We start from the raw sequence: 14,219 nt of genomic DNA, 5'->3' as shown, positions 1-14,219 counted from the left end.
GGCGCAACCCAAACAGGCAGTCCGGCACTAATCGCTTTTATATCCTCACTGCTTAAAACCATAGTCGCAGCAGCTCATCGCATGTTATGCAGATTAACAGGGAGACCATCTGCGTTGATTCACAGGTTAAGTCAATTTCGAGACAGAATCCGTGTGGTCAATCGTCTCAGCCTCGCCTGGCAAGACGGAATGACGCACCTGTGAAAATAAAATTCCATCCAAATCGACGCCGCCGCTTCAGATCAATGACCATCAACATATTAAAGATCGAATTGCCCCCTGAAGCAGAACAATGCCCTTATTAAAACTGAAATCTTCTTGGAGGGAGCTCAAGCTTGCGCCGGCAGACGGCTTTGGATAGCTAACGCAACGCGGTTATTTTCGATATCACCGAGTCAAGTCGGAGAGGTGTACGCGACGGTACCGTGACAGTGACTAGCGTTGCAGGGATTGAGGAAGCCGGAGTTATTGAGTCGAACCAGAACAACCCTTGGGGCTTGCCCTGCGAGACGTTCAGAATCGAATGGCGATGATGGGATTACCAGGGCATGACCTGAATCCACTCTTTCAACGGCTCATGTAAAAGGCGCGGAATGTGGCGTGTTCGAGGCGCTAGCGCTCCCGCGGGATCGCTAGCGCGCGATCGCCGTGCGCTAAGACCGTTCCGTCGCACACCTGCCGGAAAGACATTTACCGGGCCGGCATGAACGAATCACGATTGCAAATTCAGTGACGTACGGATTGCCCGTCGCCTTCACGCCTGGCTCATTCAACACGAGCCACGCGCACGAACTTCTGGAACTGCACCAATCCCGCGGGGATAGAACGAGGCTCGAGACGCACCTGATCGCGCGCGAACATCTCACGGCGCAGCTCGCCGTGTTCGTCAAACCACTCACAGATCAGCCAGTCGCCGGGATTGAGCGCCACCGGGCCCGCGTGCATCACGGTCATGCGAGGGCCGCCTCCCTTCAGCGTGACGACGTCGCCGACATCGAAGCGTGCGGCTGGCTGTGTTTCGAATGCGTCAATGGTAGCGGTCAGCATATTCAATCCCCTACGGAACCCGTTGAGCGGAATTAAGTCATCGCATCGTGCTGTGCAACATTGAACTTGCGAAGGAAAAATCTAAAAAGTTTGCCAAGATTAACAATCGAATTTAGCAACGGCAAGTGCTTTTTATTGATACCGTTTTCATCCGCACTGGAATGAGTTTCCAATGCCGGGCGCTTGCAGGTAAAGCCGGGAAAACCCTTCACTCGGGCGCAAAGCCACGACCCATGCGGCATTGCACGATTGCAAAATTTACGGCGCGGCACCTCGTCGGCAAGTAGAAAATGCGGAATAGATTTGTCACATCTATACGCCCGCTGACAAATCGATCCGGGTTTATTCCGATCATCTGAAAATGGAATTACCTGTGAACGGAAAACTCACCGGTAAATTCACCTCGATCCAGAATATGATTTTGTTTAAAGTACATAATAATTTTCAGCCGCCTACCCCATGAAAACGATTTCGCGGGCGGCATTTTCAAACCAGCTGGGCAGCGCGGCGCAATGCCAGTTTCTGATGTCGCACCAGCAGCACGCTCAAACCGATACACACGAACATCAGAACCGCGTTGATCGCAAGGCTGAACTGGAACGCGTGCGCATAGGCGCCCGGCGTTGCGCGGCCGCCGATCACGCCGAAGAACGCGCCGCTGATAGCCGCCGTGCCGAACGCCGAACCGATCTGCAGCGTCGACGACACCACGCCCGAGGCGAGCCCCGCCTTTTCCGGCGCGACTTCCAGCAGCACGATGCGCATGATCGACGGCAACAGCAGGCCGTGGCCCACGCCGGCGCACACCAGTCCGCAATAGAACAGCAGATCCGGCGTGGCGGCATGAGTCGCGGACCACCCCGTGACCGTGAAGCCGACCGTCATCATCGAAAAGCCGAGCGCCAGCACATGACCGCCGATGCGCTTGACCACGGCCGGCGACGTCAACGGCCCGACCACGAAGCCAATCGCGAACGGCATGATGGCCATGCCCGAAGCGAGCGGCGTCCAGTGCAAACCGGTTTGCAGGAAGATTCCGTAGGTCAGGAAAAACGCGCTGTTGCAGTAGAACAGGAACGCGAGCACAAGACCGAGTGCGAAGGCCGGGTTGCGGAACAATTGCAGATCCACCAGCGGATGGCCGCCGCCGCGCTCGACGCGCCGCTCGGTCGCCACGAATAGCGCGAACGCGGGCACGGCAAGCGCGAACATCACGAAGGTCCACACAGGCCAGCCGGCTTCGCGGCCGTGCGTCATCGGATAGATGACCAGCAGCAACACCGCCGAGAGCAGCGCGACGCCCTTCAGGTCGATGCCGGTACTCGCAGCCGGCTGATTTTCCGGCACGAACTTCCACGTGCCGATGAACGCCACGATGCCGATCGGAATATTGATCAGAAAAATGATGCGCCAGTCGAGCCCGAACGGGTGATAGGTGATCAGCGCGCCGCCGCCCAGTTGGCCGACGATCGACGAAAGCCCGAATACGAAACCGTAGAGGCTCATTACCTTGGTCTGCCGATGCAGTGGCACGACCGCGCGGAGGGTCGCGAGCACTTGCGGCGCCATCACCGCGGCCGCGATGCCCTGCACGATCCGCGAGATCACCAGCATATGGCCGCTGGTGGCGAAGCCGCACAGCGCGGAAGCGACAACGAATGCCGCCATTCCCGTCATGAACATGCGCCGCCGCCCGAACAGATCGCCGAGCCGCCCGCCTGTAATCAGCAACACGGCGTACGCGGATGCATAGGCGGACACCACGAGTTGCAATTGGGCGTCGGTCGCGTTCAGGCCGGTGCGAATCGATGGCAGTGCGAGGTTGACGATGAAATAGTCGAGCGGCGCGAGAAAGGCGCCGACGAACAGCACGGCGAGCGCGAGCCCTTGGCGCTCGAAGCCCGGCGCGGGCTTTTCGACAGCGGCCGCTGCAGCGCCGGCACCAGCCGGCCTAGGTCCAACGAATGCCGCCGGAGCGGACTTGATGGCTTCGCTATTCATGACCGATCGTTCAATAATTAGGTAAAAAAATTCAGACGAGCGCCCGCATGGCGACGTCCACGATGCCGATCAGCGCGTCTTCCTTATGCGCCACCCGCCCCAATACTCGCAGTCCTTGCATCACGCACAGCAGGAAATCGCCAACGGCTTGTTCGTCGAGCGTGGAATTGAAGGCGCCGCTCGCCTGGCCGCGAATCACCGACGCCGCCAGCAAGGTCGCCATACGGCGCTGAATCGCCGCGACGCGGGTTCGCAACGCCTCGTCGTCGGGCTGCATTTCCAGCGTAGTGTTGGTGATAAAGCAACTGCGCTCGCCGGTCAGCGCGCACGCGACCCTCGCGTAATGCAGCAAGGCATTGCGCAGCGCTTCTTCCGCTGCCACCGGCGCGTTCAGCCGCTCGGCCAGCCGCGCGACCGAACCTTCCGCGTAATGGTCGAGCGCGGCGAGCATGATGCCGTGCTTGTCGCCGAAAACCCCGTACAGGCTGCCGCGCAACAGGCCGGTGGCCTTGCACAGGTCGTCTATCGAGGTGGCGTGATAGCCGTGGTTCCAGAAAACCTGGCTCGCGCTCGCCAACACGGTGTCCGTGTCGAACTCGCGCGGCCGGCCGCGGAGGCAGGCTTCGCCCGCTTTTTTCGCGGATTGCTTTGAGTTGTCAGATTGCTTCATGGAACGGATATTATGACTAACCGTTCAATAAAGCAAGGCGTGACTTCGTAGGCTGAGCACCAACTGTCTCAGAGCGGCTTCTGCCACTTCTGCGCGGCCGTCGCAAACAGCTGGTTGATCTCACTGCCGCTGGCGGCTTCCTTCGTGTAGTTGAAGGTGCCGTGATCGCGCATTTCGTGCGCCGCCCTTAAAAACGCGCCCAACGCCGCGCGCGCCAGCGAACCGCCCACACTGACACGTCGCACACCCAGCGCCCGCAGGTCGTCGAAACTGAGCAGAACGCCTTGCAGCCCCATCAACACATTGACCGGCCGATCGAGCGCGCCGACCACCGCGGCGATTTCCTCGCGGGTTTTTAGCCCGGGCGCGTAAAGCACGTCGGCACCGGCTTCCTGAAAAGCCTGCAGGCGCCGGATCGTATCGTCGATATCGGGCCGGCCCACCAGATAGTTCTCGGCGCGCGCCGTCAGCGTAAATGGAAACGGCAGCGCGCGCGCCGCTTCGGCCGCAGCGCGTACGCGCTCCACGGCGGCGTCGAACGGGTAGATCGGCGCATCGGCACGACCGGTGGCATCCTCGATCGAACCGCCGACCACACCCGCGGCGGCCGCCTGCATGATCGTTTCGGCGCAGTCTTCCGGAGCGTCGCCGAAGCCGTTTTCCAGATCGGCGCTGACCGGCAAATCGGTGGCGCCGGCGATCTCGGCGAGATGCACCATCATCTGCGCGCGGCCGATGGCGTTATCCGGCAAGCCGCGTGAAAACGCATAGCCTGCGCTGCTGGTAGCGAGCGCCTTGAAGCCTGCCAGCGCCAGCAGCCGCGCGGTGCCGATGTCCCAGGGATTCGGGATGATGAAGGCTTCGCCCGCTGCGTGATATGACTGGAATTGCCGTGCTTTTTCGGTTTGCGTTGTCATCGACGGTCCTATCGAAAAACGGCGGCCGGCGTTTCGCGCCCATGCGCTGCCGGAGCGTCGTCAGGTTGTTAAAGGGCAATTGAATGGCAAATGAGGTCGGGCCGGCAACTGGCTACCCTTGCCGACCCGACCTGCTGGTGTCTGCAACAGACGAACCGCGCTCAGGTTTCGAGCTTCGCGTCCATCGTGATGGTGGCGTTCAGTACCTTGGAAACCGGGCAGCCCGCCTTGGCGTCCGCGGTGGCCTTCTCGAATGCGGCTTTGTCGCCGCCGGGGATTTTCACCGCCACATCGAGGTGCACCGCGGTAATCGAAAAGCCGCCACCGTCCTTGTCGAGGGTGACGGTTGCCGTGGTGCCGATACGTTCGGGCTTGATGCCGGCCTTGCCCAGTTCCGCCGATAACGCCATGGAAAAACACCCCGCATGCGCAGCCGCAATCAGCTCTTCCGGATTCGTGCCGATGCCGTCCGCGAAGCGTGTCGCAAACGAGTATTGAGTTTCCTTGAGGACGCCGCTGTCGGTGGAAATCGAGCCTTTGCCGTCTTGCAGGCTGCCTTGCCAGACTGCTGATGCCTTGCGCTTCATCGCTCTCTCCTGGTATGCCCTGCTTCGCGCCGCTCCAAAACCCTGCGTGATGCCGACCGCAACGGTCCCACCGGGGTGCTTGCGGTTTCGACATCGGTCGCGAGTGCCCCTGGTGGACTTCCTGCGGGGCATGCCGCGCGGCGCTGCAGGCGCGGGCGTGGACCGAATTTCATCATAGGCGCTTCCGCGTGCCAGCGTGATGACGGTGTCGACAATGAAAGCCGCCGCTTAACGATACCCACGTCCGCAACAATCCGTCCTACCGGTCGGAACCGAACCCCGCGCCGCGGCCGCTACTCGGCGAACGGCAAGCTCTCCTGCCCCAAGGCCCGCATGTCGAATACGTTCAGCGTCATCGCCACCAACGCGTAGTAGCCGAGCAAGCCCACCAGGTTAATCACCACCTGATGGCCGAAGCGCCCGACCGCCCTCGCATAGGTGGCATCCGAAACCCGTTTGGTGTCGTACAGTTCGCTGGCGAAGTCGTGGATCAACGCGTCATCGGCGTGCGCGAAGGCCGGACGCTGCCCTTGGCGGATCGCCTCGGCATCCGCTTCGGCTATGCCTGCTTCCAATGCGATCGGATAGTGGATGTACCACTCGGCCTGCGCCTGCCAGCGCGCCGCCGTCACCAGAATCGCCAGCTCCGACAGGCGCAACGGCAAACCCGTTCGATAGCGGCAAAACGCGCCGAGACGCTGCGCCTGCTGGGCCAGTTCCGGGCTGTGAATCCAGCCGAGAAACGGGCCGTTCAGGTTACCGCGTGGACCGGACAAAATCTCGTCGAGCACCGCCTCCTGCTCAGGCGTGGCGTCGGATAGTTCGAAATGAGGCAAACGCTCGGTCATCGCAAATCTCGCAGATGTTGGAGTGATTTCAAGTGGCCAGCGCGGCTTCGATCGCATCGGCAACGCGGCTGACGATCTCGTCGATGTCGCGCGCCGTGCAGATGAACGGCGGCGCCAGCAGCACATGATCGCCGATCTTACCGTCGGCCGTGCCGCCCATCGGATACACCATCAAACCACGCGCGTACGCTTCACGTCGGATCGCCGCGTGCAGTTTCAGCTTCGCGTCGAAGGGGGTCCTGGTCGCGATCCTTCACCAGCTCAACGCCGACAAAGAGACCTCGCCCGCGCACGTCGCCGATATACGGATGCTGCGCATAGTGCTCGCGCAGCCGGGCGCGCAACTGCTCGCCGCGCGCCTGCACGTTCGCGAGCAGATTGTCGTCGGCAATCACGTGTTGCACTTCGAGCGCCGCGGCGCAGGCGGTAGCGTGGCCGATATACGTATGCCCGTGCTGAAAAAAGCCCGAGCCGCCGACAATCGTCTGGTAAATCCGGTCGCTGACCAGCGTCGCGCCGATCGGCTGGTAGCCGGCGCCGAGCCCCTTGGCGATGGTCAGCATGTCCGGTGCGATGCCGTCTTCTTCACATGCATAGAGGTAGCCCGTGCGTCGATCACGCGCTGATTGCTGTGGCCTAGACACGAGACGGCGGCGCCTCCCGAGGCATCGATATAGCGCTTGCCGGTGGAATCGATGATTTCGATGCCATCGCCACCGACAGCAATCGGGAGCGACTGCTTCGGTGAACGATGAAATACCCCGGACATGGTTTTCACTTTTCCTTTCTATTTGAACCGGCTGTTCAGACGCCGATCGTCGCGGTAAATCGGCAGGCCCGAAGGCGCGCGGTCCTGCAGTCTGCTTCGACGCCACAACCCGCACCCATTCAACAATCGGTATGCGTTTATATTGCAAAACAACATTTGCTGTCAGGCGGCGTCGCGATGAGCCGAACGGTGTTCCGTGCAGACATCAGCTGGGTCAGACGAGGGACATCAAGGCACGTATGCGCCCTTCGCGTGCAGCGATTGCTCAGCGATGCCCAGTTGCTCTACGGCACCGGCCCCTTCCAGCGCGAGCAAATGCGCGACCAGCGATTCGGCGATCGCCGTGGCTGCCACCAGCGACGGGAAGAACGACGGGCTCTCGTGCGAGAAGATCAGCACTTTGTCGGCATTCAACGCGATCGGCGAGACCGCGCTGTCGGTGATCGCGATCAGCTTGCTGCCTTTTTCCAGCGCAGCTTCGGCCACGCGCGCCGCTTCGACTGAATACGGCGCGAAACTGATCACGATGGTCGCGCTGTCGCGTTCAACCGTGCGCAGTTGCATCTCCAGCGTGCCGGCCTCGCCATTGAGCAGCGACACGGAGGAGCGGAACAGCCGGTAGCCATAGACGAGGCCAAACGCCACCGCATAACAGGAGCGGAAGCCGGCCACATGCACATGCGGCGCGCGCCTCAAAAGACGCGCCGCTTCCACGATCACGCGACCGTTATGTGCGGCAGTGACTTCAAGATTGTGCTGTTGCGCGACCAGCAGATCGCTCGCCAGTGCGTCTTTGGATTTGACCAGCGACCGGGCGCGGCTGGTGAGCGGCTCGGGTCGCGTGCGCACGCGCGCGACGAACAGGTTGCGCAATTCGTTCCAGCCGGGAAAACCCAGTTGCTGCGACAGGCGCACCAGCGACGCCGGTTGCACCTGGGCCCGTTCGGCCACTTTGCGCATCGACGAGACCGCGACTTCGTCGGGATGGTCGAGCAGGAAACCTGCTCCCATCTGGAACTGCGGACTCAGTTCGGAGAAGCGCGCCCGGATCAGGGCGGCGAGCTGGTCGAAACTGTCTGGCATGCGATGGTCCGGGCGAGCGGTCGATAAGGATGACAACAAATGTTACCACCCGGTGCATCGCCTCCAACAGAACTTCCTGCGTGTGGTGGCTCGCAAACAATACCTGTCCTATCGCAATCAAACCTGTTCCAGCTGGCTTTTCACACAACAAACTGGCCCAACTCGGAGGGGCTTCTCGTCCCATCTCAGTAGGGTCCGCTCACGGCTTGTCCTTGCGGCGAACATGACCAGGTGGTTCCCCGGCGCTTCCGCCGTTCCTCCTTCGGCGTTGAAAGAGCGCGCCGAATCCAACCGCTACGATCAGGGCCGCCAACAGGCCCCCGCTCATGCCGGTTGTGCCACGCGATTCACTCGCGCTCAAGGGAGCAGAAGCGACCGTAGGTGAAGAGGCGTGGGCCTCCACGGGTTTCGGAAGCGCCACGCCGGCGGCACTCCCTTGACGCACAAGAGAGGCTTCCGATGTCGGCAAGGCTTGGGATGCCGGAAGGACGATTGCTTCCGAAGCAGGTCCGACCGGGGCCATGGCAGTAGCGGAGGCCATAACCGGGGCCACTGCGGCGCGAGAAGGGGTTTCGACAGACTTGGCCATCACCGCCCACCGGGCAAATACGCCGTCGATGCAATGAACGTCGGTGCAGGCGTTCCGCGATTGCCTCCACTGAGCGAGTTGTTCGCGTGAGAGCTTTCCACTTCTCAGCAAAGCCTGTTGCTGCGCGAAGACATCGTCGTATTCGTTGTTCAGGATGGTGTGGTCGCATATCGCGCGCTCTGCTGGTTGTCGCGTGGTCGCACATTGAATATCGCTCGCCCGTGCTGCGGTTGAACCAAGCGCTGCTATATACAGCAGCAATGCACAGTAATGTTTCAGACGCATCAGTCCTCCTTTAAGCCAGATGGGCATGTGGCGGTGGCGGACCTCGCTACCCGTCGGCCGACCAATGGGCACGATTCATCCGTCACTTTGACCTCCTGCGCCCGACGGGCCGTGCGGCCGTCGTTGGTGTCTTCACACGCGCCATCATGACATAGCGACCGCGCCAGAGTCCGGAAAGCGGGAGCGTCCGATCGTGGTCAAACGCGTCGTTGGCGAGTTCGCATGCGGCATTCCCGTCCTGCGTGGTGCCGCAGCCGCCTTTCGACTAACCGAGCGCTTTGCGGGCGACTCGGCAAGCTGCCAGGTCCCATGCAGCGCATCCGACACTCTTGAAGAAAACCGGTGCACCGGGGCTCAGCTGACCTTGAATCGCTTGCGCCAAAGAGCCAGCCCTGCTCCAGTCGAAGTTGGCCAGGATAAGGTCGCCTGCCTCATGCTTCGCGCCAACCGGGTCGTCGACGACCACGAAGCTGCCATCGACGACCTGCTTGCTGATTTCAGCAGCGTCCGGAGTAAATGCGCCTACGCCGATTACCAGGCGACCAGCGCGTACCGCTTCGTTGTAAACAGGCTGCTTGCTCGTCGTCACGGTAACGACCACGTCGACGGATTCGGGAATCTCGCCTTGCAACGCTTCAAGCCTCGGAGCGACCGCCTTCTGACGCTCGACAAAGCTTCGCGTGGCGTCGTCGGAGATGCCCTTCGACAGGATTCGCGCGTCGGGGAAGAGTGTGGCGAACGCTTCGACGTGGTTGGATGCCTGCTTGCCGGTACCGATGACCAGGATTTCCTTGGGCGAACCATTCGAAAGCGTCATTGCGCCCAGCGCCGAGACGGCGGCAGTCCGTCGGCCAGTCACCGTCGGGCCGTCCAGAACGAACATCATCTCGCCGGTAATCGAGTCACACGCGATGACTTGCCCGTTGATGGTCGGCAGATTTCGCGCGATGTTGCCGGGGCAGACGTTCACGAGCTTATGGATTGCAATGTCTTCGGCGCTCGACGGCATGGAGAGCATCAGCCCGCCTTGCTGCAACGGAATGGCAACGCGCTCGGGGCTAGCGATGCGTCCGGCCCCGTACTCCACAATCGTCTCGCGCAGGACGTTCACAAGCGTGGCGTATTCGAGAAGCGAAGCTGTCGTCTCAGCATCAAAGGTCGTCTTGTCTGTGTTCATGCTTTTCCCACGGAGTGTTGAAAATTCACGGTGGACACGCTGAGTTCGTGCTGAACCGATGGAGCAAATTTAAACCACTTGTGGTTCATTAACAAGCCAAAATCGACATTTTTAATAATTTTGGTTAGGCAGATGTACCACTCATCCTGTAGGGAAGACCCTGAAGCGGACGGTCCTTCGATGTGGTCTGGACGCCATTCTCAAGTGGTATATTTGGAACCACCTATCTCTTCGATTACCTCCATATATGGCGTCCGCACTAGCCGAGTTCTCCCGGAACTTCCGCCCGCTTCAGATTTATGAGCAGGTCTCCGAAAAAATCAGGGCCGAAATTCGCGCGGGACGGTTTATGCCCGATGCGCGACTGCCCTCGGAGCGTGAACTTGCTTCACTTTTCGGTGTAGGGCGCCCTGCCGTACGCGAAGCAATCGGCGCCCTTCAGAACGAAGGACTCGTCGTCACGCGCAGAAACTCCGGTACGTACGTCGCGGGCAACGCTCCCGAAGTCCTGGCTAAGAGCGTGGAGGTGGCGCAAGCACCGGATGGTCAACTGCAGTCCGACTACAGCCCCTCAGCCACGCTGGACGTTCGTCTGATACTGGAGCCTGCCATCGCGCGCCGCGCTGCCGCCAATAAAAAGCGCGACAAGCTTGCAGAGCACTATCTGTCGCAGATGGAAACGCTCACCGACGTGTCCGACCCGGAACAACGTACGCTCTGGAACAACAGCGACCGACTCTTTCATCGGCAACTCGCCCTGATGACGGGTGACGCGTTGCTGGCAAGAATCGCCGAAGAAATCGCGGAGACAATGGACCAGTCCTTGTGGAAGCGGATAAAGGATGACGGGATATTCGACCCACAGCGCATCCGTCTCTACGTCGCGGAACATCGACTCATCTATGAGGCAATAGTTACGGGCGATGCAGATGCCGCAGCGTTTTACGTCGAACAGCACATCCATCGTGTGAAGAGAGACATCACTCCAACGTAATCGCGCGACGGGTAGTGTCTGTCGTAGCCCGCGCTTCTGCTGCTGTGTCGAGCAAAAAAAGACGCGCAATCGAAGAGATTGCGCGCCAACCGGTACAACAAGAGGAATTACAGCCTCGACAACATCCGCGAGGCGATGAGCCCCGCGTCAACGGCCATCGCGAGGCGTGTGCGACCAGCCACCTTCAGCTCATTTGACAGCCGTCATCTGACCGTTCTTAAAAGTGAACACGGTCGTAGGCGCGTGGTTCAGGTCGCCCGACTTATCGAAGGCATAAGTTGCAGCGACGCCCTTGAAGTTCGCGTTGCGCAGCGCCCGAATCAGCTTGGCTGGGTCAGTCGTCTGGGCAGAGGAAATCACATTCGCCAGTAGCATCATGCCGTCGTAATAAGTGATGCCGTATGCCTGCGGTTCAGTTTTGAACCGCGCCTTGTAGCGGGCGATGTAGTCTCGTCCTTCCACCGTACCGTCAAGGCCCGAACCGCTCATCGAGCAGTAAGCATTTTCCGCAGCAGTGCCCGCAACCTTTGCCATGTCGTCAGCACAGATGCCGTCACCGCCAAGGAGCCTGGCTCGTACTCCGCGGGCGACCATTTGCTTCGCCATCGGCGCGCCTTGGGGTACGTAGCCGCCGAAGAAAATGACGTCGGGATTCTTGCCCTTGATTGTCGTCAGAATACCGAGAAAGTCCGTTGCCGCCGAATTGGTGAACTCGCGGTCCACGATCTGCAGACCAGCCGATTTCGCCTTCGCAACGAATTCGTCCGCGAGGCCCTGGCCGTACGCCGTCCGGTCGTCGATCACCGCAGCGGTCTTGGCATGCAGCTTCTCGACGGCGAACGTCGCCATTGACGAACCGAGTACGGAATCACTTGCGCCGGTACGGAAGATGGTGTCGTAACCCAGTTTCGTCAATTGAGGATTCGATGCGACCGTGAGCATCGGAATATGCGCCCCGCTCGTCAACCGGGCGACCGGAATCGCAACGCCGGAGTTCTGCGGACCAAGAAATGCGATTGGCTGCTGGTCAATCAGACGTTGGGCAACCTGGACACCCGTTTTCGGGTCGGCCTGGTCGTCTTCAGACAGCACTTCGAATTTCACTGCCTGCCCGTTCACCTTAATCTGCTTCTGATTGAGCCTCTCAACGGCCAGACGAAGACCATTCTCATCGTCCTTACCGCTAACGGCTTGAGGACCCGTCAATGGCCCGGAAAGCGCGATTTTGACGACTTGGTCAGCGTGTACGGCGCCGATTGACATGCCACCCAACGCGAGCGTAGCGATTGCGGCCCTAAGTTTCATGAGGTCTCCTTTTCTAAGGCTCACACTTGCGCGAGCACTGTTGGTCATCACATCTCGTTTTTTGCCCATTACGACGCGATACAGCGTCAACGGGGGCACTGCGAAAATCGACTTGCAACTTGAATACCTGCGCGGGACACGGACGCGAGCCCAAGTCACTCGACGCGCGCAGCGGCTAGCGAGAGTCGAGATAAACTCTTGCTCCGCCTTCCCCGCAGACGGCCTCAATACGCAAAGGACCAGGTGCTGAAACGACCTCGTCAAAAGCAGCGGGTCCGAGACAGACAACCGGCACCTCGAGGTTGTAGAGTTCGGCCGCAACGATTGCACCAATCGAGATGATGAGGTCGCGCTCTCTGAGCACGATGCCTAGCGGGCCTGTGCCATTGCGAATTGCCTCAGCGAGCACGCTGCTGCTTGAGCTTGAGCCTTTCGCATGGGCCATCACCATAATCTTGCCGGCGAGGCTTTCGCCGACCAGGGGATGAGTACGGTCAATAATCTTGCCCGCTTCCGAGTCGTAGCCACCCCAAAAGCTCAGGGGTTTGTCGAGCACCACCTTTTCAGCCTGCGCGGTGCCTGCCACCAGCACATCACCGACCAGAACCCGGCCAGCAGTTGCCGCTTTCGCGGAACCCGAAACAACCTCGGAATTGTTAGTCATTGAAACGCACCTTCCCGTCAAAAGCCGATTGCACGCATTCGTCCATGCTTCCATACGCCACAGTCACGCCGATGTTCGCCGGAGCGTACGACGCCCATTTGCCTGAGTTGGTCATCACGAGCCCGGTCAGTTTCTTCATGACAGGCGTGATGTAGGTGCATGTATCGACAACGATCTGAATACCTCGCTCTTCGAACTTGCCCGCAAGGCCCATTTCATCCAGTTGCCAGAGAATGAAGCGGCTTGTATTCACGTAGAAATCTGCCTTGAGCTTGCCTTCGAACCGGTCGAGGATGTCCGACAGCCGCTGAAACTCTGAAACTGAGAAGTGAGGCGTGCCCAGCGAGACCGCCACCAGCTCGTCACCTTCGCGGCCACTGTTGAGACTTCGCCTGATTTCGTTGAGCTCGGAAAGGAAGACGTCGACTGTCTTCAACGGGGCGTGTCCCTGCAGCGCGACTTCCAGCGTCGGCGCTTCGGGTGTAATGCCGACAGCGTGAAAGAGCGCAACCGCGCCGCTGGAGGCCGCCGCGGCACCCAAGGCCTTCAGTTCGTCTTCGCTTGTGTCGCTCGGCAGGCCAACCAGCACAGGCACTATCGCGCCGGCAACCTTGCCGACCAGCAGTCCTAGCGCCGCGAAGTAAATATCGCGCGAAGGCCGGCTGGCGAAGTCTTCGACATTGAAAACAATCTGACCCGCGCGGTTTGCCTCAACGTGCAGTCCCGCATACGGCGCCCGTCCTGTGATGGCTGCAGCCAAATCAAGAAAATCGCCATAGCGGCTAGTTCTTGCTCCGAGAACCGAGTTCGCGAAGACAATCGCATTGGATTCGGCCCATGCGATTTGTTCGCCCTTTGCAGGCCTGTTCTTTAACTGGTAGGGCGCGCACGTGAAGCTCGACTCGCAGCCCAGTTCAATATGAGCGTCCATTAGCCTCTGCGCGTCGCGCTGAATCGAACGGTCGCCGTGATAGAGCTCGGGGTGAATCAAATCGAGTGAGCCCACGTTCAGGGTGGTAGGCACCGCCACCTTTGCTCCGGCTGCAACGAACAGTTCGACGAAGTCGAGACTTGTTTGCCCGTGGTAAAGACAGCCGTCGATATGCGCCGAGCTGATGTCAATCAGATGCGGTGCCGACATGACGTCAGCCGTGCGCGTAACAATTCGCATCGCGCGCGCCGCTCCTTGCCCGAGATCCCCATTCAACATCGCCTCATCGCGCTCGCTTAACTGCAACATCGGGTGTTCCTCTTAGGTCGTCACGGGACTTCGTTCCGAAGTA

At 60.2% G+C, this 14,219-nt stretch carries 13 protein-coding genes and 1 pseudogene; 1 reads left to right on the top strand and 13 read right to left on the bottom strand.

The genetic code is table 11. The features are described 5' to 3' along the window. Window positions 1-765: 765 nt before the first annotated feature. From ACAX43_RS17810 to lhpI, 10 genes and pseudogenes are all read right to left on the bottom strand, one after another. Window positions 766-1,047, bottom strand: a complete 282-nt coding sequence (locus tag ACAX43_RS17810) for a YodC family protein (RefSeq protein WP_370709739.1) — start codon at window positions 1,045-1,047, stop codon at window positions 766-768. Window positions 1,048-1,533: 486 nt separating this feature from the next. Then, the gene (locus ACAX43_RS17805) at window positions 1,534-3,048 is read right to left on the bottom strand and encodes an MFS transporter (protein WP_370709738.1); all 1,515 of its coding nucleotides are present in this window, start codon (window positions 3,046-3,048) and stop codon (window positions 1,534-1,536) included. 31 nt (window positions 3,049-3,079) lie between these two features. Then, window positions 3,080-3,718 carry a TetR/AcrR family transcriptional regulator gene (locus ACAX43_RS17800; protein ID WP_370709737.1) on the bottom strand — a complete coding sequence of 213 codons (639 nt, stop codon included), beginning with the start codon at window positions 3,716-3,718 and terminating at the stop codon, window positions 3,080-3,082. Between the two features lie 68 nt (window positions 3,719-3,786). Beyond that, a complete protein-coding gene (locus ACAX43_RS17795; RefSeq protein WP_370709736.1) occupies window positions 3,787-4,635 on the bottom strand; it encodes an oxaloacetate decarboxylase in 849 nt (282 codons plus the stop codon). Window positions 4,636-4,796: 161 nt separating this feature from the next. After that, window positions 4,797-5,222, bottom strand: coding sequence for an OsmC family protein (locus ACAX43_RS17790; protein WP_370709735.1), 426 nt, complete (start codon window positions 5,220-5,222; stop codon window positions 4,797-4,799). 293 nt (window positions 5,223-5,515) lie between these two features. After that, a complete protein-coding gene (locus ACAX43_RS17785; protein ID WP_370709734.1) occupies window positions 5,516-6,070 on the bottom strand; it encodes a carboxymuconolactone decarboxylase family protein in 555 nt (184 codons plus the stop codon). 28 nt (window positions 6,071-6,098) lie between these two features. Further along, window positions 6,099-6,839, bottom strand: a pseudogene (locus ACAX43_RS17780) (aminotransferase class III-fold pyridoxal phosphate-dependent enzyme). A gap of 228 nt (window positions 6,840-7,067) precedes the next feature. Continuing rightward, on the bottom strand, window positions 7,068-7,922 hold the full coding sequence (locus tag ACAX43_RS17775) for a MurR/RpiR family transcriptional regulator (RefSeq protein ID WP_370709733.1): 855 nt from the start codon (window positions 7,920-7,922) through the stop codon (window positions 7,068-7,070). A gap of 199 nt (window positions 7,923-8,121) precedes the next feature. After that, window positions 8,122-8,796 (bottom strand): hypothetical protein, encoded by a 675-nt coding sequence (locus tag ACAX43_RS17770; RefSeq protein ID WP_370709732.1) that lies wholly within the window; start codon window positions 8,794-8,796, stop codon window positions 8,122-8,124. A 265-nt stretch (window positions 8,797-9,061) separates the two neighbouring features. Then, window positions 9,062-9,973, bottom strand: a complete 912-nt coding sequence (gene lhpI, locus ACAX43_RS17765) for a bifunctional Delta(1)-pyrroline-2-carboxylate/Delta(1)-piperideine-2-carboxylate reductase (protein ID WP_370709731.1) — start codon at window positions 9,971-9,973, stop codon at window positions 9,062-9,064. A gap of 247 nt (window positions 9,974-10,220) precedes the next feature. Between lhpI and ACAX43_RS17760 the strand changes: the two genes are divergently transcribed. Beyond that, window positions 10,221-10,967: a FadR/GntR family transcriptional regulator gene (locus ACAX43_RS17760; RefSeq protein WP_370709730.1), complete on the top strand. Its 747-nt coding sequence runs from the start codon at window positions 10,221-10,223 to the stop codon at window positions 10,965-10,967. Between the two features lie 189 nt (window positions 10,968-11,156). Here ACAX43_RS17760 and ACAX43_RS17755 read toward each other — a convergent pair whose 3' ends face one another. The 3 genes from ACAX43_RS17755 to ACAX43_RS17745 form a co-directional block, all read right to left on the bottom strand. Next, window positions 11,157-12,272 (bottom strand): branched-chain amino acid ABC transporter substrate-binding protein, encoded by a 1,116-nt coding sequence (locus ACAX43_RS17755; protein ID WP_370710022.1) that lies wholly within the window; start codon window positions 12,270-12,272, stop codon window positions 11,157-11,159. A gap of 175 nt (window positions 12,273-12,447) precedes the next feature. Further along, on the bottom strand, window positions 12,448-12,936 hold the full coding sequence (locus ACAX43_RS17750) for an aconitase X swivel domain-containing protein (protein WP_370709729.1): 489 nt from the start codon (window positions 12,934-12,936) through the stop codon (window positions 12,448-12,450). Next, the gene (locus ACAX43_RS17745) at window positions 12,929-14,176 is read right to left on the bottom strand and encodes an aconitase X (protein WP_370709728.1); all 1,248 of its coding nucleotides are present in this window, start codon (window positions 14,174-14,176) and stop codon (window positions 12,929-12,931) included. The genes ACAX43_RS17750 and ACAX43_RS17745 overlap by 8 nt, the downstream gene beginning before the upstream one ends. Between the last annotated feature and the right edge of the window lie 43 nt (window positions 14,177-14,219).

This window comes from Paraburkholderia sp. IW21 (genome assembly GCF_041321145.1).
Taxonomy (GTDB): domain Bacteria; phylum Pseudomonadota; class Gammaproteobacteria; order Burkholderiales; family Burkholderiaceae; genus Paraburkholderia.
The sequence above is the reverse complement of the archived record's forward strand: the minus strand, read 5'-3'. Positions and strand labels throughout refer to the sequence as shown.

What these genes read in the sequence shown, in the direction of transcription:
- ACAX43_RS17745 (WP_370709728.1), bottom strand. Translation starts at nt 14,176, where the DNA reads ATGTTGCAGTTAAGCGAGCGCGATGAGGCGATGTTGAATGGGGATCTC.
- ACAX43_RS17795 (WP_370709736.1), bottom strand. Translation starts at nt 4,635, where the DNA reads ATGACAACGCAAACCGAAAAAGCACGGCAATTCCAGTCATATCACGCA.
- ACAX43_RS17785 (WP_370709734.1), bottom strand. Translation starts at nt 6,070, where the DNA reads ATGACCGAGCGTTTGCCTCATTTCGAACTATCCGACGCCACGCCTGAG.
- ACAX43_RS17805 (WP_370709738.1), bottom strand. Translation starts at nt 3,048, where the DNA reads ATGAATAGCGAAGCCATCAAGTCCGCTCCGGCGGCATTCGTTGGACCT.
- ACAX43_RS17755 (WP_370710022.1), bottom strand. Translation starts at nt 12,272, where the DNA reads ATGAAACTTAGGGCCGCAATCGCTACGCTCGCGTTGGGTGGCATGTCA.
- ACAX43_RS17790 (WP_370709735.1), bottom strand. Translation starts at nt 5,222, where the DNA reads ATGAAGCGCAAGGCATCAGCAGTCTGGCAAGGCAGCCTGCAAGACGGC.
- lhpI (WP_370709731.1), bottom strand. Translation starts at nt 9,973, where the DNA reads ATGAACACAGACAAGACGACCTTTGATGCTGAGACGACAGCTTCGCTT.
- ACAX43_RS17760 (WP_370709730.1), top strand. Translation starts at nt 10,221, where the DNA reads ATGGCGTCCGCACTAGCCGAGTTCTCCCGGAACTTCCGCCCGCTTCAG.
- ACAX43_RS17750 (WP_370709729.1), bottom strand. Translation starts at nt 12,936, where the DNA reads ATGACTAACAATTCCGAGGTTGTTTCGGGTTCCGCGAAAGCGGCAACT.
- ACAX43_RS17770 (WP_370709732.1), bottom strand. Translation starts at nt 8,796, where the DNA reads ATGCGTCTGAAACATTACTGTGCATTGCTGCTGTATATAGCAGCGCTT.
- ACAX43_RS17810 (WP_370709739.1), bottom strand. Translation starts at nt 1,047, where the DNA reads ATGCTGACCGCTACCATTGACGCATTCGAAACACAGCCAGCCGCACGC.
- ACAX43_RS17800 (WP_370709737.1), bottom strand. Translation starts at nt 3,718, where the DNA reads ATGAAGCAATCTGACAACTCAAAGCAATCCGCGAAAAAAGCGGGCGAA.
- ACAX43_RS17775 (WP_370709733.1), bottom strand. Translation starts at nt 7,922, where the DNA reads ATGCCAGACAGTTTCGACCAGCTCGCCGCCCTGATCCGGGCGCGCTTC.